Source organism: Paraburkholderia franconis (genome assembly GCF_009362735.1).
In the GTDB taxonomy this organism is placed as follows: domain Bacteria; phylum Pseudomonadota; class Gammaproteobacteria; order Burkholderiales; family Burkholderiaceae; genus Paraburkholderia; species Paraburkholderia franconis.
This window is the reverse complement of sequence record NZ_WHNP01000004.1, coordinates 282,753-302,022: the sequence shown is the minus strand read 5'-3', so window position 1 is coordinate 302,022 and position 19,270 is coordinate 282,753. Positions and strand designations below refer to the sequence as shown.

The 19,270-nt window shown below is 62.1% G+C and carries 18 protein-coding genes; 4 read left to right on the top strand and 14 right to left on the bottom strand.

The window, feature by feature from the left end:
• Positions 1 to 152: 152 nt before the first annotated feature.
• Positions 153 to 569 carry a VOC family protein gene (locus GCT13_RS06405; protein ID WP_152756027.1) on the bottom strand — a complete coding sequence of 139 codons (417 nt, stop codon included), beginning with the start codon at positions 567 to 569 and terminating at the stop codon, positions 153 to 155.
• Positions 569 to 1,114, bottom strand: coding sequence for a helix-turn-helix domain-containing protein (locus GCT13_RS06400; protein WP_152756025.1), 546 nt, complete (start codon positions 1,112 to 1,114; stop codon positions 569 to 571). The genes GCT13_RS06405 and GCT13_RS06400 overlap by 1 nt, the downstream gene beginning before the upstream one ends.
• A gap of 313 nt (positions 1,115 to 1,427) precedes the next feature.
• On the opposite strand from GCT13_RS06400, the gene GCT13_RS06395 reads away from it, so the two are divergent.
• The gene (locus tag GCT13_RS06395) at positions 1,428 to 2,177 is read left to right on the top strand and encodes a DUF899 domain-containing protein (protein WP_152756023.1); all 750 of its coding nucleotides are present in this window, start codon (positions 1,428 to 1,430) and stop codon (positions 2,175 to 2,177) included.
• A gap of 72 nt (positions 2,178 to 2,249) precedes the next feature.
• Here GCT13_RS06395 and GCT13_RS06390 read toward each other — a convergent pair whose 3' ends face one another.
• The 8 genes from GCT13_RS06390 to GCT13_RS06355 all read right to left on the bottom strand — a co-directional run bounded on the left by GCT13_RS06390 (position 2,250) and on the right by GCT13_RS06355 (position 11,447).
• Positions 2,250 to 3,092, bottom strand: coding sequence for an IclR family transcriptional regulator (locus GCT13_RS06390; RefSeq protein WP_152756021.1), 843 nt, complete (start codon positions 3,090 to 3,092; stop codon positions 2,250 to 2,252).
• Between the two features lie 81 nt (positions 3,093 to 3,173).
• A complete protein-coding gene (locus GCT13_RS06385) occupies positions 3,174 to 4,715 on the bottom strand; it encodes an AMP-binding protein (protein WP_152756019.1) in 1,542 nt (513 codons plus the stop codon).
• Between the two features lie 27 nt (positions 4,716 to 4,742).
• Positions 4,743 to 6,524 (bottom strand): ABC transporter permease subunit, encoded by a 1,782-nt coding sequence (locus tag GCT13_RS06380; protein WP_152756017.1) that lies wholly within the window; start codon positions 6,522 to 6,524, stop codon positions 4,743 to 4,745.
• Positions 6,525 to 6,533: 9 nt separating this feature from the next.
• Positions 6,534 to 7,595 carry an ABC transporter ATP-binding protein gene (locus tag GCT13_RS06375; protein WP_152756015.1) on the bottom strand — a complete coding sequence of 354 codons (1,062 nt, stop codon included), beginning with the start codon at positions 7,593 to 7,595 and terminating at the stop codon, positions 6,534 to 6,536.
• A gap of 10 nt (positions 7,596 to 7,605) precedes the next feature.
• The gene (locus tag GCT13_RS06370; protein WP_152756013.1) at positions 7,606 to 8,667 is read right to left on the bottom strand and encodes an ABC transporter substrate-binding protein; all 1,062 of its coding nucleotides are present in this window, start codon (positions 8,665 to 8,667) and stop codon (positions 7,606 to 7,608) included.
• Between the two features lie 66 nt (positions 8,668 to 8,733).
• Positions 8,734 to 9,495: an enoyl-CoA hydratase/isomerase family protein gene (locus GCT13_RS06365; RefSeq protein ID WP_152756011.1), complete on the bottom strand. Its 762-nt coding sequence runs from the start codon at positions 9,493 to 9,495 to the stop codon at positions 8,734 to 8,736.
• Between the two features lie 287 nt (positions 9,496 to 9,782).
• On the bottom strand, positions 9,783 to 10,979 hold the full coding sequence (gene ubiM, locus GCT13_RS06360) for a 5-demethoxyubiquinol-8 5-hydroxylase UbiM (RefSeq protein ID WP_152756009.1): 1,197 nt from the start codon (positions 10,977 to 10,979) through the stop codon (positions 9,783 to 9,785).
• 45 nt (positions 10,980 to 11,024) lie between these two features.
• Positions 11,025 to 11,447, bottom strand: coding sequence for a hemerythrin domain-containing protein (locus tag GCT13_RS06355; RefSeq protein ID WP_152756007.1), 423 nt, complete (start codon positions 11,445 to 11,447; stop codon positions 11,025 to 11,027).
• Positions 11,448 to 11,545: 98 nt separating this feature from the next.
• Here GCT13_RS06355 and GCT13_RS06350 point away from each other — a divergent pair, with 98 nt between their 5' ends.
• On the top strand, positions 11,546 to 12,280 hold the full coding sequence (locus tag GCT13_RS06350; protein ID WP_152756005.1) for an MFS transporter: 735 nt from the start codon (positions 11,546 to 11,548) through the stop codon (positions 12,278 to 12,280).
• A gap of 482 nt (positions 12,281 to 12,762) precedes the next feature.
• Positions 12,763 to 14,202: a sialidase family protein gene (locus GCT13_RS06345; protein ID WP_152756003.1), complete on the top strand. Its 1,440-nt coding sequence runs from the start codon at positions 12,763 to 12,765 to the stop codon at positions 14,200 to 14,202.
• Between the two features lie 107 nt (positions 14,203 to 14,309).
• On the opposite strand, the gene argE is transcribed toward GCT13_RS06345, so the two are convergent.
• The 4 genes from argE to GCT13_RS06325 are packed head-to-tail and all read right to left on the bottom strand — an operon-like array spanning position 14,310 to position 17,954.
• Entirely contained in the window at positions 14,310 to 15,485 is a 1,176-nt protein-coding gene (gene argE, locus GCT13_RS06340; RefSeq protein ID WP_152756001.1) for an acetylornithine deacetylase, read from the bottom strand.
• A complete protein-coding gene (locus tag GCT13_RS06335; RefSeq protein ID WP_152755999.1) occupies positions 15,478 to 16,155 on the bottom strand; it encodes a DUF1028 domain-containing protein in 678 nt (225 codons plus the stop codon). Before GCT13_RS06335 ends, argE begins: the two co-directional genes overlap by 8 nt.
• A gap of 9 nt (positions 16,156 to 16,164) precedes the next feature.
• Positions 16,165 to 16,596 carry a RidA family protein gene (locus GCT13_RS06330; protein WP_152755997.1) on the bottom strand — a complete coding sequence of 144 codons (432 nt, stop codon included), beginning with the start codon at positions 16,594 to 16,596 and terminating at the stop codon, positions 16,165 to 16,167.
• Positions 16,596 to 17,954: a flavin-containing monooxygenase gene (locus tag GCT13_RS06325; protein WP_152755995.1), complete on the bottom strand. Its 1,359-nt coding sequence runs from the start codon at positions 17,952 to 17,954 to the stop codon at positions 16,596 to 16,598. The genes GCT13_RS06330 and GCT13_RS06325 overlap by 1 nt, the downstream gene beginning before the upstream one ends.
• A 280-nt stretch (positions 17,955 to 18,234) precedes the next feature.
• On the opposite strand from GCT13_RS06325, the gene GCT13_RS06320 reads away from it, so the two are divergent.
• Positions 18,235 to 19,158: a LysR family transcriptional regulator gene (locus tag GCT13_RS06320; RefSeq protein ID WP_152755993.1), complete on the top strand. Its 924-nt coding sequence runs from the start codon at positions 18,235 to 18,237 to the stop codon at positions 19,156 to 19,158.
• Positions 19,159 to 19,270: the final 112 nt, after the last annotated feature.

The following is a 19,270-nucleotide window of genomic DNA, read 5'->3' as shown; positions in this document are numbered from 1 at the left end:
CGTGTCAAACGACGCAGAACGGCGGCGGCGGCTTGATCGCGCAGAGCAACGCTAAAGGTATCGGGAGCACCGGCACTCGCCGGCCTGGTGCCCCCCGTCACTACGATATAACGGACACCGACGGCGAAACCGCCGGATTCCAATGCCTGTCTTTATTTCGACGACGACGGAGACTGGATCATCTTCCAGCCATTGCCCGCAGGATCGCGGAAGCCGGCGTCGACGCTGCCAAAACGCTCTACGGGCTCCTGAGTGAATTCCACGCCACGGGCTTTCAACTGCGCGTAGCTCGCGCGGCAGTCGGCTACGGAAAGAACGAGGGGCGGCATGGCCCCTTTGGCGACCATCGCACGCAGGGTTTGCGCGGTGGCTTCGTCGTGGATGGGCGGGCCGGGCGTGAACAGGCCAAGCTGGAACGACGGTTGCTGCGGATGCTGGACCGTGAGCCAGCGATAGTCGCCATTGCGCACATCCGTATGGACGCGAAATCCGAGTTTGTCGACATAGAACGCGAGCGCCGCGTCCTGATTGTCGACGTACAAGCCCACTACATTGATACCCTGGTTCATCACGACACCTCCTCCTCGATTGATGGCCGGAATGTACCTTTGGCCGCACGGCGGCGCTTCTCCAAAACTGCGATCGTGAGGTCCGGCCGCTGCGCCGCCTTCAGCACGCAGGCAGGCACGTGGCCGGGTTGGGCCGTAGCGGCCCGCGCTTCGACGCGCATCGCGCTGGGGCTTCGGCCCGTGACGTCGCGGAACGTGCGGCCGAAAGTACCCAGGCTCTCCCAGCCGGTAGCAAAGGCAATTTCCGTGATGCTGAGGGCCGTGTCGCGCAGCAGGGTCGTGGCCCGCTCGATGCGCCGTGTCAGCAGGTATCGGTGCGGTGGAACACCGAATGCTCGCTTGAACGAATGCGCGAAATGGGCTTCGGAGACACCACTGACCTCAGCCAGGCGCTTGACCGGCCACGCCTCGTGCGATGCAGCGTCCATGCGATCTTTGGCGCGCAGCAGGCGACGCAGCAGGACCGGGTCTTGCAACGCGCCGTCATCGACCGGTGCGGATGACGAGGCAAATTGCCGAGCGTTGTGGATTTCGCGTGGGGGCATGACCTTCCAGACCTGATGACATGTGAGCAGAGTTTAAGTCCCACCACGCGTGCTCGCATAGCGAAGGATGCCGCAATAGATGCGCCGCGCGAACGCCAGATCGTCCGCTGAAATACCGCCACACTTGTTACTCCCAACGTTCGATTCGACGGCTCAAACTCTCTCTCAGCACACATCCAGCGACGCGTGCTGAATGGAATCGCGCTTCAGCCTCGCGACGCAGGAATTTTCCCCAGATCAGGAGGTTGCAAAAGCCATGACTACATCAGCCGGAAATACAACGAAAGACGCAACGAAAGACGGACAGCCCGCCATGCATACACCGCCCGTGGTCTCGCAGCAGGCGTGGGAAGAGGCGCGCCAGCAGTTGCTCGTGAAGGAAAAGGCCCACACTCGCGCCCGTGACGCGCTGGCCGCCGAGCGCCGCCGCATGCCGTGGATGGCCGTCGAGAAAACATATGCATTCGAGGGGCCTGCGGGCAAGGCGAGCCTGCTGGACCTGTTCGACGGCCGGCGTCAACTGATCGTCTATCGCGCTTTCTACGAGCCGGGCGTGTTCGGCTGGCCCGACCATGCGTGCCGGGGCTGCTCGATGGTGGCCGACCAGGTCGCCCACCTCGCCCACCTGAACGCCCGCGACACGACCCTCGTCTTCGTCTCGCGCGCGCCTCAGGCGGACATCGAGCGGCTGAAGGCGCGAATGGGCTGGCAGATACCGTGGTTCACCGTCACAGACAGCTTCGACGCCGACTTCGGCGTCGACGAATGGCACGGTACGAACGTGTTCTATCGTGACGGCGACCGCGTGTTCCGCACGTACTTCATCAACAATCGCGGCGACGAGCAGATGGGCGGCACGTGGAACTATCTCGACATCACGCCGCTCGGTCGACAGGAAGTCTGGGAGGATTCGCCCGAGGGCTATCCGCAAACGCCGACCTACAAGTGGTGGAACTGGCACGACAGCTATGTCGCCGACGCGCCGCCCGACAAGAAATGGGTCGAAGTGTCGGATGCGGGAGAGGCCGCGTTCAGGAACCAGCAGACGAACGGGCAGCCGTGAACTGACCAGTCAGATGGCGGTCCTCGCTGAACGGCAATCACCATTCCGCGGGATCGCCATCGGTTGCAAAAGCTATTCGATACGACGCCGCGTCGAAATGGCCGAAGCCGTGGAAATGACCAGATCGGCGAAGCGCTTCTCGTCGCGGTCGGCCTGCCATCGCGATCTCGCCACCGCGATGTTCACCGCGCCGATGCCGCGCCCATGCGCGTTCGTGATCGCCGCCGCCGTCGAGATGTCGCTGACGAAATACTCATCCTCCGTATGCGCGTAGCCCTGCTTGCGGATCTGCACGATGCGCTCCTTGATCTTGCGCGGCTGGTACACGGTGGACGCCGTATAAGGCACGAGGTTCGTGCGCGAAAGAATATCGTCGATCTCGCCGTCGCCGAGCGTCGCGAGAATCGCGAGCCCCGGCGCCGTGCAGTACGCCGGCAGGCGCGAGCCCGTAATCACGTGCGCATTGAACACGTTGCGGCTCACGATGCGCAGAACGAACACGATGTCGGTATCGTCGAGCACGGTGAGATTGGTCGCCTCTTCCGTCTCCGAGCCCAGTTGCTGCAGATAAGGCGTCGCGCGGCTCACGAGTTCGTTCGACGTGAGGTAGTGATAGGTGAAGTCGAGAAGCCGCGGCGACAACTCATACTTGCGACTGTCCGGGTCCTTCAACAGATAGCCGAGCGCGGACAGCGTATAGGCGAAGCGCTGCGTTGCGCTCATGTCGAAGCCCGTGAGCGCCGAGATTTCCGACAGCGACAGCTGACGCTTGCTGCCGTCGAAAGCGGTGAGCACCTTCATCGCCTTTTCGACGGACTGCACATAAAGCGAAGACGCGCCTGGATCGGCCGCGTCGCCGCGCGGCTTCGCCACGGGGCTCTTGCGCTTGCGCTGAACTTTGGGCTCGTCGCTCATTACTTTTTTCGTCTTTATGATCGATCGTCAAATTATCGCATGGCCCTGGACAGCTATCAGCATCCGATAACTACATGATAACTACGCGCGAACACGTCTGAACCGGTCCCATGCGTCGTCGACGGTGCGCGGCAGCAGATGCTTCCTGATGCGCTCGCTCGCCGTCAGCTCGAAGCCATCGACCGCCCGGTAATAGCGCGGCAACTGGAAGCTCGCGAGCCGCTCGCGCGCCCACGCGTCGATTGTTTCCCAATCCACGGGCGCTTCCTTGAACTGCACGTTGAGCAGAATGTCCTGCTCGCCGATGGGGGAAGCGACGCCGATCGCGGCGCTCGCGCGAATCGCCGGATGCGCGGCGAAGACACGCTCGATTTCCCACGCCGATACGTTCTCTCCGCGCACGCGCATGCTGTCCGTCTGCCGGCCGACGAAGAACAAGTCGCCGTCGGCATCGCGCCGCGCGCGGTCGCCCGTGTGCAGCCGGCCGTTGCGCAAAGCAGCTTTTGTCGCTTCGGGATGCTTCAGATACGTCGGCAGGAACGTGCCCTCCACTCTGCTCGACAGCACGATCTCGCCTGCCTCGCCTTCTTTCACGGGCTGGCCGTTTTCATCGAGCAGTTCGATGTCGATCCACGGCAGCGCGCGGCCAATCGACCCCGGCTTGCCGGTGACGTTCGCGGTCGCGAAGCTCGAGCATTCCGTCATGCCATAGCACTCGCGCAGACGCACGTCGAGCCGCGCCTGGATCGGCTCCCACGCAGCGGCGCCGACGCCCGCGCCCCACGCGACGCGCAGCGTGTGCGCATCAGGCTGCGCGCTCTGCGGCAACTGCATCAGGATGTCGAGCACGCCGCCGAGGTAATGCAGTTGCGTCGCGCCCGCGCGCGCGACTTGCGACCAGAACTGCGATGCCGAAAAGCGCGGCACCGCATGCAGCGTCACGCGTTCGAGAAACGGCAGCAGCAACATCTGCGCGCCGCCGATATGGCACAGCGGCTCCCACAGAAAGAGCCGATCGCCGTCGCGCACGTCCGCGATGCGCAGCGCCGCTTCGCTCGCGATGCGCATCATCCGGTGCGTGAAGACGACGCCCTTCGGCGCGCCCGTCGTGCCCGACGTGTAGATGATGCACAGCGGATCGTGCACGCCGATCTGCGGCGTCGCGAAAGCGGCGTCGGTGTTGTTCGCGTCGAACGCGGGCAGGCGAACGCGCCGCGACGTGCCGCACTCGATCTGCGAAGTCACATCGTCGAATGCGTCTTCGATGACGAAGAGCTTCGGCTCCGCATGCTGCAACACGTATTCGAGACCCGTCGCGCGCAGCTTCGTGTTCACCGGCACCCAGACAAGCCCGCTCAGCACCAGCGCGTAAATCAGATGGATGTGTTCGGCACTGTTGCCGAGCATCACGGCGACGCGATCGCCCGGCACGAGCCCTTCGTCCGCGAACCAGCGCTGCAACTGCACGATATGCCGCGCGGCATCCTCGCAGGTGATCGCGCGATCGTCGAAATGAACGACGGTATGCGCGGGCTCGCGACGCAGTCCCGCTGCGAGCAGCGGCGCGCAGTCGAGTTCGTCGTCGGGGTGCCGGTGAGCGAAGTATTCTGGGTAACGATGCATATCCGGATTGGTATGAGAGCCTGAGATTTAACGCGCGCGGCGCTTGAGCCACGAAGAAACCGCGACGACGAGCGCAATCAGAATGACGAGCGTCGTCGATACGGCCGCGAGCGTCGGCGTGATTGCGAGCTGAATGTCGTCCCACATCTGCTTGGGCAACGTCGAATTGATGCCACCGCTCACGAAGATCGCGATAGTCAGATCGTCGAAGGAAACGAGGAACGCGAACAGAAACGCCGCCGTCACGCTCGCCATCAGCAGCGGCATCACGACCGACGTGATGCGCCGCAACGGCGACGCACCCATCACGCGGGCGGCGTCGTCGAGACGCCAGTCGAAGCGCTGAAAGCCCGCAGCGAGCGTCACGACCACATACGGAATCGCAAGCACCGTATGGCCGATCACGAGTCCGAGGTTCGTGCCCGTGAGCCCGAAGCGGCCAAAGAGATACAGCAGGCCCACCGCGACGACGATACGCGGCACGATCAGCGGCGCGACGAACAGCGCGAACATCGGCTTGCTCGCGCGGCGCGGCATGCGGGTCATCGCGAGCGTCGCGCCGAATCCGAGCAGCAGCGAAAGCAGCGCCGTGCCGAGGCCCACTTCGAACGAGCGGACGATCGCGCTCTGCCACACGGGCGAATCGATGAACGTGCCGAACCATCGGATGCTGAAGAGCTTCGGCGGAAAGGCGATGTAATCGCTCTTCGTGAACGCATACGGAATCACCGAGAGCACGGGCGCGACGAGCACCACCATGACGATGCACGTATAGAGACCGAGCGGGCTCGTTGCGCGCGCCGCCGGCTCCGCGTGCGCGTTACGGCGCATCATCAGAGGCGCGAAGACGCGCCCCAGCGCCATCAGCAGCGCAAGCCGGGAACCTTGTGCGCGCGAGCCGCGCGAACGCTCCGTCACTTCGCCCGTCAGCGACGTGAGGCCCACCATGCGGTCGTACACGAAGAAAATCGCGATCGAGCAGACGAGCAGCACCGTCGAGAGCGCGCCGGCGAAACGCATGTCGAACAGTTCGAGCACGGACGAGATCACGAGTTGCGCGATCATCGTTTCCTTCGGCGAGCCGAGCAGCGCGGGCACGATGAAGAAGCCGAGGCTCGAGATGAACACGAGCAGCCCCGCCGCCGCCACGCCCGGCGACGACAACGGCAGGAACACGGTGAAGAAGCTGGTGCTGCGTTCAGCGCCGAGCGTTTCGGCGGCTTGCGCGAGGCGATCGTCGATGCCGCGCATCACGGGAAGCATCGTCATCACGGCGAGCGGCAGCATCGAATGCACCATGCCGATCAGCACGCCCGTCAGCGATGGAATCGTGCCCGTCGTCTCGTGCACGAGGCCGAGCGAAAGCGCGATCGTCGAGAGCACGCCTGTTTTCGACAGCAGCAGCATCCACGCGTAGGTCTTGACGAGATAGCTGGTCCAGAACGGCAGCATGATCCACAGCAGCCACCGTTCGCGCACCCGCTCCGACAGCCGGCTCAGCATGTACGCGACGGGATAGCCGAGCAGGATCGACAGCGCCGCCGTCATGAACGAAATGGCGAACGTGATCCACAGCACCTTCGCATAGACGGGCGTGCGCGCGATGCGCGCGAACTGCGCGAAGCCGATCTGCCCATCCGCGCCGACCAGCCCGCCTTGCAGAATTTCGCCAACGGGCACGATGAAGAACACGAGCAGGAACAGCAGCGTCGGCACGATCGGCAGGAAGCGCAACGAGCGCGCGAGCCAGGCGGACCGGCCGCGCCGCGACGCTTCGTTCTCGCGTTGCGCGTGCAGAGCGATGGTCATGACGGTTCCTCAGGCGTGTAGCAGCGTCGTACGATAGGGGTCCCACACGAGGCCCACTTTGTCGCCGATGCGCGGCGACAGGCTGCGCTCGCAACGCACGGTGAGCTGGCTGCCGTCGTTCATCGAAAGCTGTATGCGCGTGTCGCTGCCGAAGAACACGACATCCGCAATGGTGCCGTCGACAAAGCCGCTCGCAGGCTCGACGAGGCGCGGCGCTTCCGGACGCACGAGCAATGTGTGGCGCGCGGCGGGCATGATGGGCGCGCTCATCGGCAACGGAATGCGGCCGCCTGCGGCAAGCAGGATCGGCTCGCCGCTTGCGCCGCGCGTATCGTCGAGCGAGCCTTCCAGCAGATTCGAATGACCGATGAAGCCTGCCGCGAAGCGCGTCGCGGGACGGTCGTAGAGATCGGCGGGCGTGCCCACCTGTTCGATGCGCGCCTGGTTCATCAGGCAGATACGGTCGGAGAGCGTAAGTGCTTCGTCCTGATCGTGCGTCACGTAGACGAAGGTCGCGCCAAGCTCCTTGTGCAGACGGCGAATTTCGGACTGCATGTGCTCGCGCAACTTCTTGTCGAGTGCACCGAGCGGCTCGTCGAGCAGGATGACGGAAGGCCGGTACGCGAAGCAGCGCGCGAGCGCGATGCGCTGCTGCTGCCCGCCCGACAGCTCCTTCGGAAAGCGCTTTGCGTATTCGGTCATGCGCACCATTGCGAGCGCGTCGTCGACGGCGGCGCGCACTTCGTCGCGCGATTTGCGTCGCATGCGCAGACCGTATGCGACGTTGTCCCACACGCTCATGTGCGGAAAGAGCGCGTAGCTCTGAAACACCATGCCGATGCCGCGCTTGCCCGGCTCGACATACGTGACGTCGCGGCCGTCGATCTCGATGCGCCCCTCGCTCGGCGCGACGAGGCCCGAGATCATCTGCAGCATCGTGGTCTTGCCCGAACCCGAGGGACCGAGCAGCGTCAGGAATTCGCCGGCCTGCACCGCGAGATCCGTCGGTTCCAGCGCAACCGAATCGCCGTAGCGTTTCGCGATGCCGATCGCCTCGAGTTTCGAGCTCATCTTGCCGTCCTCACGAAATGACCCACGAATTGAACCGCTCGGTGACCTTCTGACGGTTTTCTTCCCACCACTGCGGGCTCGGCAGACGCATGTCGCGGATATTGTCGGGCGCCGTGGGCAGCAGCGTCGCGCGGTCCTTGCTGATCGTATCGAAAGCCTTGCGGTTGGTCGGGCCATAGGCGAGCGTGCGCGTGAGCAGCGCCTGGCGCTTCGCGTCGGCGCAGAAGCGCACGAACTGCTTTGCGGCGTCCGCACGCGGCGTGCCCTTCGGAATGCCCCAGCCTTCGATCGAATACAAGCCCTGATTCCAGACGATCGAAACGGGCGCGCCGCCGTCCTTCGCCGCTTGCGCGCGGCCGTTCCACGTCGAGATCATGTCGACGTCGCCGCTTTGAATCGCCTGCATCGCCTGTGCGCCGGAAGTCCACCAGATGTTGATGTGCGGCTTGATTTTGTCGAGGCTCTTGAACGCGCGATCCACGTCGAGCGGATAGAGCTTGTCGAGCGACACGCCGTCGGCGAGCAACGCCTGCTCCAGCGTGTCGAGCGGACTGCGGCGCAGGCAGCGGCGGCCCGGAAAGCGCTTCACGTCCCAGAAGTCCGCCCACGATTTCGGGCCGTTCTGGCCGAACTTGTCGGTGCGATACGCGAGCACCGTCGAATACACATCGACGCCGAGCCAGTTCGGCGTGATCGCCTCCGACATCACGTCCGGATAGTCGCTCGTCTTCAGGCCGATCGGTTCGAGCAGGCCTTTCGCTTCGAGATACGGAATGTCGGCGGATAGCGTGAGCGTGGTGACGTCCCACACGTAGTTCTTCGTCTGGACCATCGCGGCGAATTGCGCGACTGGCTGCGATTCGCGCGCGACACTCACGACCTTGATGCCGGTGGCTTTCTCGAACGGATCGTAGAAGGCCTCGCGATAGGCGGTGGTATAAGGGCCGCCTGGATCGGACACCACGATCTGCTTCGTCTGCGCGCGTGCGGCGAGCGGCATCGCGCCGGCCACGGCGAGCGCGCCCGCGCCTTGCAGAACGCGGCGGCGCATCGGGTTGAAGTCTTGCGTCATTGTTCAGGTCTCCCGCAGTGTGATTGCGATGGGAACAGCTCGACTCGTGCTCGGTTCAGGCTCGACTTACTTCGCGCGCTTGCTGAAGAACTCATCCATCATGCGCGCGGGCTCCCCTGAGTCGTACGCTTCGCGCTGAATGCGCACGCCCGCTTCGATGCAGTCGACGAAACCCGGCTCGGTCATTTCGCGAAAGCGCTGCTTGTCCAGACGCATCGCGACGGGCGGCTTGGCGGCGAGTTCGGTGGCGATTTCCAGCGCCTTCCCGAACACTTCATCTTCGGGAACGAGGTGATGAATAAGGCCGATGCGATGGCACTCGTCGGCCTCCATCAAACGCCCGGTGAGCGTGAGTTCAATGGTGCGCGACATGCCGAGCATCGCGTTCATGATCCACGGGCCCGTCGTGCTGGCGATGCCCGCGTTGATTTCCGGCTGACCCATCCGCACGCCGGGATGACCCACGCGGATATCGCCGAGCAATGCGACCTGGAACGCCGAACCCGCAGCCGTGCCGTTCAGCGCGATGACAAGCGGCTTTTTCAGGCCACGCAGCGCCGTGTAGTACCGCTGCCATTCCTTGACCCATGCCACCGCACGTTCGCCGTCGAAATCATGCGCTTCCGACAGATCCTGTCCCGCCGAAAACGCGCGGTTGCCCGCGCCCGTCATGATGATCGCAGCCACTTGGTCGTCGGCGTTGAAGCGGTCCAGCGCCTCGATGATCGTTTCACGCATCGGCGTCGTCCAAGCGTTCAGGCGTTCGGGACGGTTCAGCGTGATGACCGCGACGCGGCCATGATTCGACAACAACACGTCTTCGCTCATGATTTATCGCATAGTAATAGTTGATGGTGCATCCCAATATAGAAGCATCAAAAATATAGTGCAAGCGGGTTTACGCGGAAAGACGCGACGAACGGGAAATTGGGGAGGACGGGCGAGCGGCGCGAGGATCGCGGTCGCGAGGGGCGGGAATTCAGGCGCCGGATCGGCGGGCGCTACGCCGGGATTTATGTACCGGCCAGCGATTGAGCAGCGGCTGTCTGGATCGGGGGTGCTGCGAGCGGATGATAAGCGGCGCCGAGCGGGAAAAGCCGCCGCATATGACATGCCTAGCCGGTCAACGAAGCTGCGATAGCTTTTCTGAAAGGCGTCGAGAATGAAGCGGCACGCAGCATGATGTTTCGCGCCAGCTTCGCTGGAACGCTACTGTTCGTATAGATGTCGGTGACAAGCCGCGTGGCGAGATAGAGCGGTCTGGTCGCACGGCGATGGCAATCTCCGTAGCGGCTCAAGACGGACTCGGCGCCCACATCGAAGCCGTTCCTATGCGCAACGACGATTCCTTTGCATAACGTCTCGACACTCGTCAGTCCAAAGTTGAACCCGTGCGCGGTCACGGGATGCATGCCGACGGCAGCGTCGCCCACTGCCGCGAAGCGCTTGCCGACGAATCGCTCCGGGTAAACGGAGACCAATGGATAGAGATGGCGTGTGCTCGCCAATTTCATCGCACCCAGCCGCCGCGCAAATCTTTGCTCGATGTTGGCGCTGAATTCGTCTGGACCAAGAGATGCAAGTTCGGTCGCCTCGCACCCGGGCAGCGTGAGCACCACTGAAGACTGATGCGCATTCGTCGATCGATCCGGATTCATCGGAAGCAGCGCGAGCGTCTGCCCATATCCGAACCATTCCCATGCGGTGTGCTGATGGGGCTGCTCATGTGTCATTCGGCACACAAGCATCGATTTGCCGAAATCGCGCATATCGGCTGAAATTCCCATCATCTTGCGCGTCGCCGAGAAGCGGCTATCGGCTGCAATGACCAGACTGGCCGAGAGGGTCTTTCCGCTCTCCAATGTCACGCTGGCAGAGACATTGTCGCTCTTGACGCTGCTCACCTTCTCCGCCGCGAGCAGCGTGACGTCATGGTTGTCAGCGATACCGCGATGTACTGCGTCATGAGCCGCCTTGCGGATCAGGTGGTTGGAAACGAGCCAGCCCAGTTCCGTGTGACCGGCCAGTTCGTGCCCGATCTCCAGTGCGGACAGCGACGAGCCATTGAATACCTTCGCGCTGCGAAGCGGAGAACGTGCATCTGCGTCGATGAGATCCCAGAGACCCAATTGCCGCATGAATCGAACCGACTTTTGAGTCAGCGCGATTTCGCGACCATCGAATTTCGGGTCGCTGATCTCGTTCAAAGGCTGCTGCTCGATCAATGTGATTCGCAGGCCGAGGCCACTGAGCGCGCGCGCGAGGCATAGCCCCACAGGGCCGGCACCCACGATAACGATGTCGTTTGCCATGTAAGCGAACTACTGGTCAGAATCGAAGATTGGCGCGTGTACCGTTCACGCAGCCTGAGGAACGCCGTGTTCCTGCATGTAGCCAACCATCATCGCGTCCATCGTTTTCACGTGATGTGCGAACCACACGCGCAACTCGCTCAACAGTCGCCGCCCCAGGTCAAAGCGGCCGTTGTCCACCATTTCCCTACGCACCATGTCGACTACATGCAGCACATGACGATGCTGGCCAGCATGACAATGACGCGGACCGAAGTCCATTGCTTCCATCCACGATTCTTCCTGTGTGAAGTGTTCCCTGGTGTGCGCGATCCAGGCGTCGAGCGATGCGATGAGCGATTCGTCAGTGGCGGAGTCCGCCTGGTCGAGCAGGCGAATAAACTCGCTATGCGTTGCATCGGTTAGAGGTTCTCCCAGCTGCAGATCGGGAGGAAGTATTGGCGCGCATTGCATTGGGGATGTCGACATAGCGGGAACTCGAAGCAGCGGGAACGGCTTTCTCAGAGGGAAATGAAGATAGCAAAGTACTGCAATTCTTCCGCTGATCTCGATCAAGCGTCACATGATTGGCGGTTCACGAGGCCGAACTTGCGCGTCTGCCGTTTAGCATCGCCGGCAAGACGCAGGAATCGGGCGGCACGCCGTGGCGTCGCATCCTGCGCCGCATGTCGCCTGCCATCTCCGTGTACTTCTGCCAGGTGTGGAGCAACACGCTGTTCTTCAGCTGGATGCCGCTCTTCTTCCTGCATGGCTACGGATTGAATCTCAAAGAGTCCGCCGTGTTCTCTTCGGGCGTGTTTCTCTCCGGTGTGGTGGGCGACGTGCTCGGCGGTTTCCTGAGCGACCGTGTACTCAAGCGTACAGGCAACCTCAAGTTCGCGCGCCAGGGCGTGATTGCGTTCAGTCTGCTCGGGGCCTTCGTCTTCATGATTCCAGTGATGATCAGCCGGGACCTGACCGTCGTCACGCTGTGCCTGTCCGGCGCGTTCTTCATGCTCGGACTGACGATCGAACCGATCTGGGCCGTACCCATGGATGCGGCGTCGAACCATGCAGGAACGGCGAGCGGCATGCTCAATACGGGCGCGGCCATCGCCACGATCATCTCGCCCGTGGTGTTCGGCGCAGTGATCGACGCGACGGGCAACTGGAGTTTGCCTTTCGTGGGATCGCTGCTCTTCCTGCTGCTCGGCGCGGTGATGACGCTGAAAATCCGGCCGGATATCGGCATCGCCGACGGCGCCGATCCATTAGCAAACGCTGTTCCTGCTCCGCCTCGATTTGCGAGGCCTGAACGTTGATTCGTTTAGCTGACGTCAAAGGAGTGGATCGCGCACAAATCGCACAAGTCGCATAGCGTCCACTCCTAACCGTGTGAGAAGTACTCGCAATTCGAGAACCTTCAAGAGCTCTTCTTCATCGACTTTTCGAGTCATTGCACGCTCACTCCCAAAGCCGCGAATTTCATTGAATGGCGTACCGATGCTGTAAAACGCCAGGCAAATACCGGTCATAGTCACAAAAGATTCTTGCTACATGTGTCGCCGCGACCTAAAGTCCATTGCATTCCTCTGTTGATTATCAACTGTTGAACGGCGGACTGGTGGCCTGTGTGTGCCGCCTGACGACAGGAGCAGACTTGAACGTTGTGATAGAGCCGTAACCGACGCGGTGTCGGTGTTCACCGCTGGTGGCATGCAGCAGCCGGATTGGTAGCGCATGTGCAGCCTCGGAAGCTACTGTCGCGCCTGTTGCAGACCGCAAATGAAAAGAGAGGGCTTTCATGCGTCGCAACACATCCAATGTACTTCTGCCAGGGACAACACTAGTTCTCGCGTTGGCCGCGAGTGCAACCAGCCTGGCTGCCCCCGTCCTCGTTTCCACTACACCCAGCCCGTTTGCAAACTGCACGATCGGCGGACCCGGCACGAACTTCGTGAACGCCGAGGTCGAACCGTGGCTGGCCGTCAATCCCGCCAATCAGTCGAACCTGATCGGCGTATGGCAGCAGGACCGCTGGTCCAATGGCGGAGCACACGGTCTCGTCGCCGGCTACTCTTTCGATGGCGGCCAGACCTGGAAACAGACCAATCTCCCCTTCAGTGCATGCGCAAACGGACTCGGGTATGAGCGTGCGTCGGACCCGTGGGTGTCCATCGGACCGGACGGCACCGCCTATTCGGTATCCATTTCCTTCAACCAGTCCAATAACAACAATGCGGTGGCCGCGGCGGTGTCAACGGATGGCGGCATCACCTGGGGAAACCTGAGCGTACTCATCGCCAACAATGAACCGACGGTGCAGTTCTTCAACGACAAGGAGTCGGTCACTGCCAACCCGATCAAAGCGGGCACCGCATACGCCGTGTGGGACCGGCTCGAGTTGCCGAATGGCAATCCGTACGCGAATCTGCACACGGCCGCTTTCCGCGGACCGGCTTACTTCTCGAAGACTGTGGACGGCGGCAAGACATGGACCTCGCCTTCCGTCATCGTGAAGGTTCCGTCGCGGCAGCAGACCATCGGCAATCAGATCGTGGTCAATTCGCAAAACGGGACCCTCTATGACTTTTTCAATCTGATCTCGCCGCCCTTCAGCGTAACGGCCAGCAAGGTCGCGTTCATCAAGTCGACGGACGATGGCGCAACGTGGACGAAGCCGCAGATCATCGCCGACTTGAGAACCGTCGGTGTCACGGACCCGAATACGAATGAGCCTTTGCGTACCGGCGATATCATTCCCGAGCCCGCAATCGATCCGACGACGGGCCAGCTTTATGTTGTCTGGCAGGACTCGCGCTTCAACGGCGGTCAGTTCGACGAGATCGCGCAGTCCACGTCCACCGACGGCGGAAAAACCTGGAGCAGTCCGATCCGCGTCAACACGCCGACGGGGCGTGCAGCTTTCAATCCGTCCATTCGCGTCAACTCCGCCGGCACGGTCGCCGTCACCTACTACGATCTGCGCGACCTGCAGGCCGGAAACGTGACGACATTGCCTACCAACATCTGGCGCACCACGTCGACCAATGGCGGACAGAGCTTCGGCGGTGAAGTGAAGGTGTCGGGCCCATTCGATATGAGAACGGCGCCGAACGCGGAAGGCTTTTTCGTGGGCGATTACCAGGGCCTCGACGTGCGGGGAACGAGCTTCGTGCCGTTCTTCGTGCAAACGAATTCGGGCAATACCACTAACCGCACTGATGTATTCGCTGCGCCGTAATTCGCAGCGTCGAGTGTGAACGCGGGCTCGTGGCATCCGCGAAATAGAATGCGCGCGGAGCGGCGATGGTCGACACCATCGCCGCTTCCGTCGACAGCATTGAGTTCTTATTGTGCCGGTTGCTTCGCGCTCCGAAGATGCTCACCGAGGCGCACCAGCATCGCGTCGCATTGGTTCAGTTGCTCGATCGTGACGAACTCATCCGGCTTGTGGCCCTGGTCCATGCTGCCGGGTCCACAGACCACGGTCGGAATGCCTGCTTGCGTGAACAATCCGCCTTCGCTGCCGAAGGCCACCGTTTCGAATGCGTTCGATCCGCTCAGCAGCGCGAGCAGCCGTGCGGCGTCGCTATCGGGTGAAGTCGCAAGGCCCGGATAGGCATTCAATGCCTGCAACCGGATGCCCGTATCGGCTTGCACCGCGCGCATCTTCGGCAGCAGTTCGGCTTCCGCATAGGCTTGCAGCTTGTCTGTGACGACGTTGGCGTCGAAGCCCGGCACGGTGCGCACTTCGAAATCGAACTCGCATTCCGCGGGCACGATGTTCAGCGCACGTCCGCCTTTGATGACGCCCGTCTGCACCGTCGAGAACGGCGGGTCGAAACGCGCGTCGTGATGTTCTCGCTGCGCGAGTTCGTCGCCGATTTCTTCCAGCCGGTTGATCAGCCGCGCCGCATATTGAATCGCGTTGACACCATGCGGCGCATACGCCGAATGACATGCTGCGCCCTTCACATGGCAGCGCATCGCGAGCTTACCCTTGTGACCGAGCACCGGCTTGAGTGCGGTCGGCTCGCCGATCACGCACAGACGTGGTTTGTGCACGCGCTTTTCGAGTTCGGCAAGCATCGGCCGCACGCCAAGGCAACCCACCTCCTCGTCGTACGAGAACGCGAGATGCACGGGCAACTCCAGCTTCTGCTTCAGGAAAGCGGGCACGGCTGCCAGCACTGACGCGATGTAGCCCTTCATGTCGGCCGTGCCGCGTCCGTACAGGCGCCCTTCTTTCTGCGTGAGACGGAAAGGGTCCACGGTCCACGCCTGCCCGTCGACGGGCACGACATCGGTATGACCTGACAGCACGATGCCGCCACGATCGCGCGGACCTATGGTGGCGAACAGATTGGCCTTGGTGCGCTCGGCGTTATGGAACAGCTCGCTCTCCACGCCGAGATCCGCGAGGTATTGCTGCACGAACGCGATCAGATCCAGATTCGAATCGCGGCTGACGGTCGCGAATCCGATCAGCGGCTCCAGCAGCTCACGGCTCGACAGCTCACTCATCGCCCGGCACTCCGTAGCTTGGCGCCGTGGTCGGATTGAGCGCGCGCACGATGTAGTCCTGCATCTGCGGCCGATAGGCCTGCCACAGCGCATCGAGCCGGCCGATGGGATCATCGTCCGCCCAGTCGATGCGCAGATCGACGACCGGCCAGACTTGCGCATCGACGATCTTGAGCGCGGCTGAATGCACGGGCCCCGCTTCGCCGCCCGCTTCGACCGCGGCATGCAGCGCCCGTATCAGGCGATCGGCGAGCACGCCTTGCGCGCTCTCGAACGCCTTCACCATCGCGTCGATCACGTGCTTGCCGGCGAGCAGATTGCCCGCGCCGACACACTGATTGCCGGCGACAGCGTGATGCACGCCGAGCGCTTCCTTGCCGGTGAACATCGCGGTTCGGCCCTGACTGTCGATCACCGTCACCTGCCGGTACTCGCTCCATTCGTTTGCGCTCAACGCGCGTTGTAACGCTGCATTGGGAGCGAGCTGTTCGCGTTCGAGCAGATCGAGAATCTGCGGCCCGAGCGCAGGCAGCGTGACATTCTGCGTGGCCACCGCGCCGACTCGCGCGCGCGCCCACGGACAACGCGCGCCCACCGAGATGCTCGATGAACTGATCGCGAGGCCGAGCTGGCCCGTCTTTTCGCAACGTCCGACGATCGAGAATGTCATGGTCGCTCCTTATGCCTGAACTGGCTTCCAGTTGTCCGGAATCACCGCGATCACGTCGATTTCCATCAGCCACTGCGGCTGGCCAAGCGCGCTGACGACGAGGCCCGTCGAAATCGGATACACGCCCTTCAGCCATTTGCCGACTTCCTGATACACCGGCTCACGATAACGCGGATCGATGATGTACGTCGTCGTCTTGACGATGTGCGACAGGTCGCTGCCCGCTTCTTCGAGCAACTGCTTGACGTTCTTCATCGCCTGCTCGGCCTGCGCTCGCGGATCGCCCAGGCCGATCAGGTTGCCTTCGAAATCCGTGCCGACCTGACCGCGCACATAGACCGTGTTGCCTGCGCGAACAGCCTGGCAAAGATCGTTGTCGAGCGACTGGTTCGGGTAGGTATCTTTCGTATTGAACATGCGGATGCGGGTATGCGTCGGCATCAGTTCACTCCCATTTCGTTGGCCTTCCGTGCGGGCTGTTCGTCACGCGCGGTATCGGTTGCGTTGTCATCATGCGCGCGCCGCGCGTCCTGCTGACGCTGAGCCGCATCGCGATACGCGAGATATTTGCGCTGCGTGACGATGTGATCGGCAATATGCTTCGCGTCGTGCCAGACGCCCCAGATGAACGACGACGCGCGACGCGAAAGCCACGGCAAGCCAAGGAAATACAGGCCCGGCTCCTTTGACACGCCACGCTGATGCTGCGGCTTGCCCTTTGCGTCGAATGCATCCACGTGCAGCCAGCTGAAATCGACCGCATAGCCGGTGGCCCAGATGATCGTGTTCACACCCGCGTTCGCCAGATCGAGTTCGGAGAGCGGATGAGTCACGCATTCCGGGTCGGGTGGAATGAAGCGCGCTTCGGGATCTTCCGGCAAGTCGATGCCGTTGCGCGCGACATAGGCGTCGGCGGCATCGAGCAGCGACATCAGGTTTTCGTCGCCACGCTTCAGATTCGCGGCGAGGTCCTGTTCGAAAGACACGACGCCGTTGTCGAAAGATTTCGTCAGACCCACGAGCGTCATCCCTTGATGTGCGAGCCTGCGGAAATCGATGGTCTGGCCGCCGTATGCGCCGCTCACCGCGATGGTCACGTGCTCTCGTCCCGGCGTGGCGACTTCCTTGTCCCACTCGCCGAGCACACCCAGCCACCAGCAAAAATCGCGATTGCGATACGCACGCGGCGGACGGTCGTGCGCGCCCACCGACAGATAGACTTTGCGGCCCGCGCGTTGAAGCTCGTCCGCGATCTGCACGCCCGACGAACCCGCGCCGACGACGAGCACAGCGCCCTCCGGCAGTTGCGCGGGGTTGCGATAGTCGGCGGAATGAAGCTGCGTGAGGTTTGCGTCCTGCGGGGCGATCGGCGGAATGACGGGACGCTGGAAAGGCCCAGTCGCTACGACCACGCGATTGGCTTCGATCGTGCCGTCTGATGTTTCGATCGTGAAGCCCGGACGCCCCTCCCGACGCGCGACGCCCATCACTTCGACGCCCGTCCGGATCGGCGCGTCGAACTTGCGCGCGTAGGCTTCGAAGTACCCGGCGACCTGATCCTTGCCCGCGAACGCATCGGGATCGAGTCCTTCGAACTCCATATTGGGGAAGCGGTCATGCCAGGCGGGCCCATTCGCAACCAGCGAATCCCAGCGGCATGTCCGCCAGCGTTCGGCGATGCGGTCGCGCTCCAGCACGAGATGCGGCACACCCAGTTTGCCCAGATGTTCGCTCATCGCGATGCCCGCCTGACCAGCACCGATTACCAGCGTGTCAATCGACAACCGTTCAGCCGTCATGGCTGTCTCCTTCTGAAAAGCACTCTGACTCAGGTCCGTCTTCCATGACGCAATGCAAAACCGAGGCGAACCGATGACGGCTGCGCGCGCATCGCATCGGCGTGTTGTGCGCCCCCGGTATCACGTCCGGATGTCGCGCCCGGTCACTGTTCGGACACAATGTACGCCCCGCCACTCATAAACAAAAATACATTCAAAAAATGCCATGCATTGTTTTTGGCTATGCAGTTCATCTCGATTGCGACGACAATGACCTTGAACGATGCTCTGGAAAGAACTCATGGACGGAAACACCGTGCGTTATTCGCTGCGCCAGTTGCGGTACTTCGTCGTGGCAGCGGAAGCGCTCTCTTTCACCGCAGCGGCAAAGCGATTGCATATTTCGCAGCCTTCTATTTCGACGGCACTGGCCGATCTCGAAGCGTCATTCGGCGTGCAACTTTTCATCCGGCATCACGCCAGCGGTCTGTCGCTCACGCAGCCCGGCCGCGATCTGCTGGGGCATGCACGCAATCTGTTGAAGAATGCCGAAGAGCTGCAATTGACGGCCAAAGAAATGGATGGCGGAATGTCAGGCTCGATTTCTCTCGGCTGCCTGGTGTCGCTTGCCCCGCCTCTCATGCCGGGCATCATCAGCCGCTTCGTGCAGGAACATTCCGCCATATCGTTCCGGACCACCGAGGCCCATCAGGACACGCTGTTAAGCGGCCTGCACGACGGCTCACTCGATATTGTGCTGACCTATAGCCTCGATATCGCCGATGGCATCGCGTTTACACCACTGCTTTCGCTGCCGCCCTATGTGATCCTGCCAAGAACGCACCGGCTTGCGCGGGCACGCAAGGTGTCGTTGGCCGATCTGCTTCACGAGCCCTATGTGATGCTGGACCTTCCGCATAGCCGGGAATACTTCTCTGCGTTATTCGATGCAGTCGGCAGCCGCCCTACTGCTGCCTTCCGTTCGTCGCAGCCGGAAGTAGTGCGCGGCATGGTCGCCAACGGACTCGGCTACAGCATTCTCAACTTCCCGCTCAAGTCGAACCGAACCGTCGACGGCGAAGACTTCGTGACCAAGCGCTTCAAGGAGAACGTCAACGCCACCACGCTCGGCATCGCGCGATCCAGCAGCATGAAGCCGCGCGAAATCGTCAAACGCTTTTCGGCATTCTGCGAAACATACATTCGCCGTCTGCACATCGAATAGGAACCGGCAGAAGCAGCAGAAGCACTGCATAGCACCAGGCTATTCAATGCATCCAAAAACAGTATTTTGACTTGAAATTTGGATTGTTAGATTGGAGTTCATCGCGACACAA

Excerpts from the sequence above, each read along its gene's own strand:
- GCT13_RS06390 (WP_152756021.1), bottom strand. The coding sequence starts at position 3,092 with ATGAGCGACGAGCCCAAAGTTCAGCGCAAGCGCAAGAGCCCCGTGGCG.
- GCT13_RS06370 (WP_152756013.1), bottom strand. The coding sequence starts at position 8,667 with ATGACGCAAGACTTCAACCCGATGCGCCGCCGCGTTCTGCAAGGCGCG.
- GCT13_RS06385 (WP_152756019.1), bottom strand. The coding sequence starts at position 4,715 with ATGCATCGTTACCCAGAATACTTCGCTCACCGGCACCCCGACGACGAA.
- GCT13_RS06335 (WP_152755999.1), bottom strand. The coding sequence starts at position 16,155 with ATGACATTCTCGATCGTCGGACGTTGCGAAAAGACGGGCCAGCTCGGC.
- GCT13_RS06380 (WP_152756017.1), bottom strand. The coding sequence starts at position 6,524 with ATGACCATCGCTCTGCACGCGCAACGCGAGAACGAAGCGTCGCGGCGC.
- ubiM (WP_152756009.1), bottom strand. The coding sequence starts at position 10,979 with ATGGCAAACGACATCGTTATCGTGGGTGCCGGCCCTGTGGGGCTATGC.
- argE (WP_152756001.1), bottom strand. The coding sequence starts at position 15,485 with ATGAGTGAGCTGTCGAGCCGTGAGCTGCTGGAGCCGCTGATCGGATTC.
- GCT13_RS06400 (WP_152756025.1), bottom strand. The coding sequence starts at position 1,114 with ATGCCCCCACGCGAAATCCACAACGCTCGGCAATTTGCCTCGTCATCC.
- GCT13_RS06375 (WP_152756015.1), bottom strand. The coding sequence starts at position 7,595 with ATGAGCTCGAAACTCGAGGCGATCGGCATCGCGAAACGCTACGGCGAT.
- GCT13_RS06355 (WP_152756007.1), bottom strand. The coding sequence starts at position 11,447 with ATGTCGACATCCCCAATGCAATGCGCGCCAATACTTCCTCCCGATCTG.
- GCT13_RS06330 (WP_152755997.1), bottom strand. The coding sequence starts at position 16,596 with ATGCCGACGCATACCCGCATCCGCATGTTCAATACGAAAGATACCTAC.
- GCT13_RS06320 (WP_152755993.1), top strand. The coding sequence starts at position 18,235 with ATGGACGGAAACACCGTGCGTTATTCGCTGCGCCAGTTGCGGTACTTC.
- GCT13_RS06405 (WP_152756027.1), bottom strand. The coding sequence starts at position 569 with ATGAACCAGGGTATCAATGTAGTGGGCTTGTACGTCGACAATCAGGAC.
- GCT13_RS06345 (WP_152756003.1), top strand. The coding sequence starts at position 12,763 with ATGCGTCGCAACACATCCAATGTACTTCTGCCAGGGACAACACTAGTT.
- GCT13_RS06395 (WP_152756023.1), top strand. The coding sequence starts at position 1,428 with ATGCATACACCGCCCGTGGTCTCGCAGCAGGCGTGGGAAGAGGCGCGC.
- GCT13_RS06325 (WP_152755995.1), bottom strand. The coding sequence starts at position 17,954 with ATGACGGCTGAACGGTTGTCGATTGACACGCTGGTAATCGGTGCTGGT.
- GCT13_RS06365 (WP_152756011.1), bottom strand. The coding sequence starts at position 9,495 with ATGAGCGAAGACGTGTTGTTGTCGAATCATGGCCGCGTCGCGGTCATC.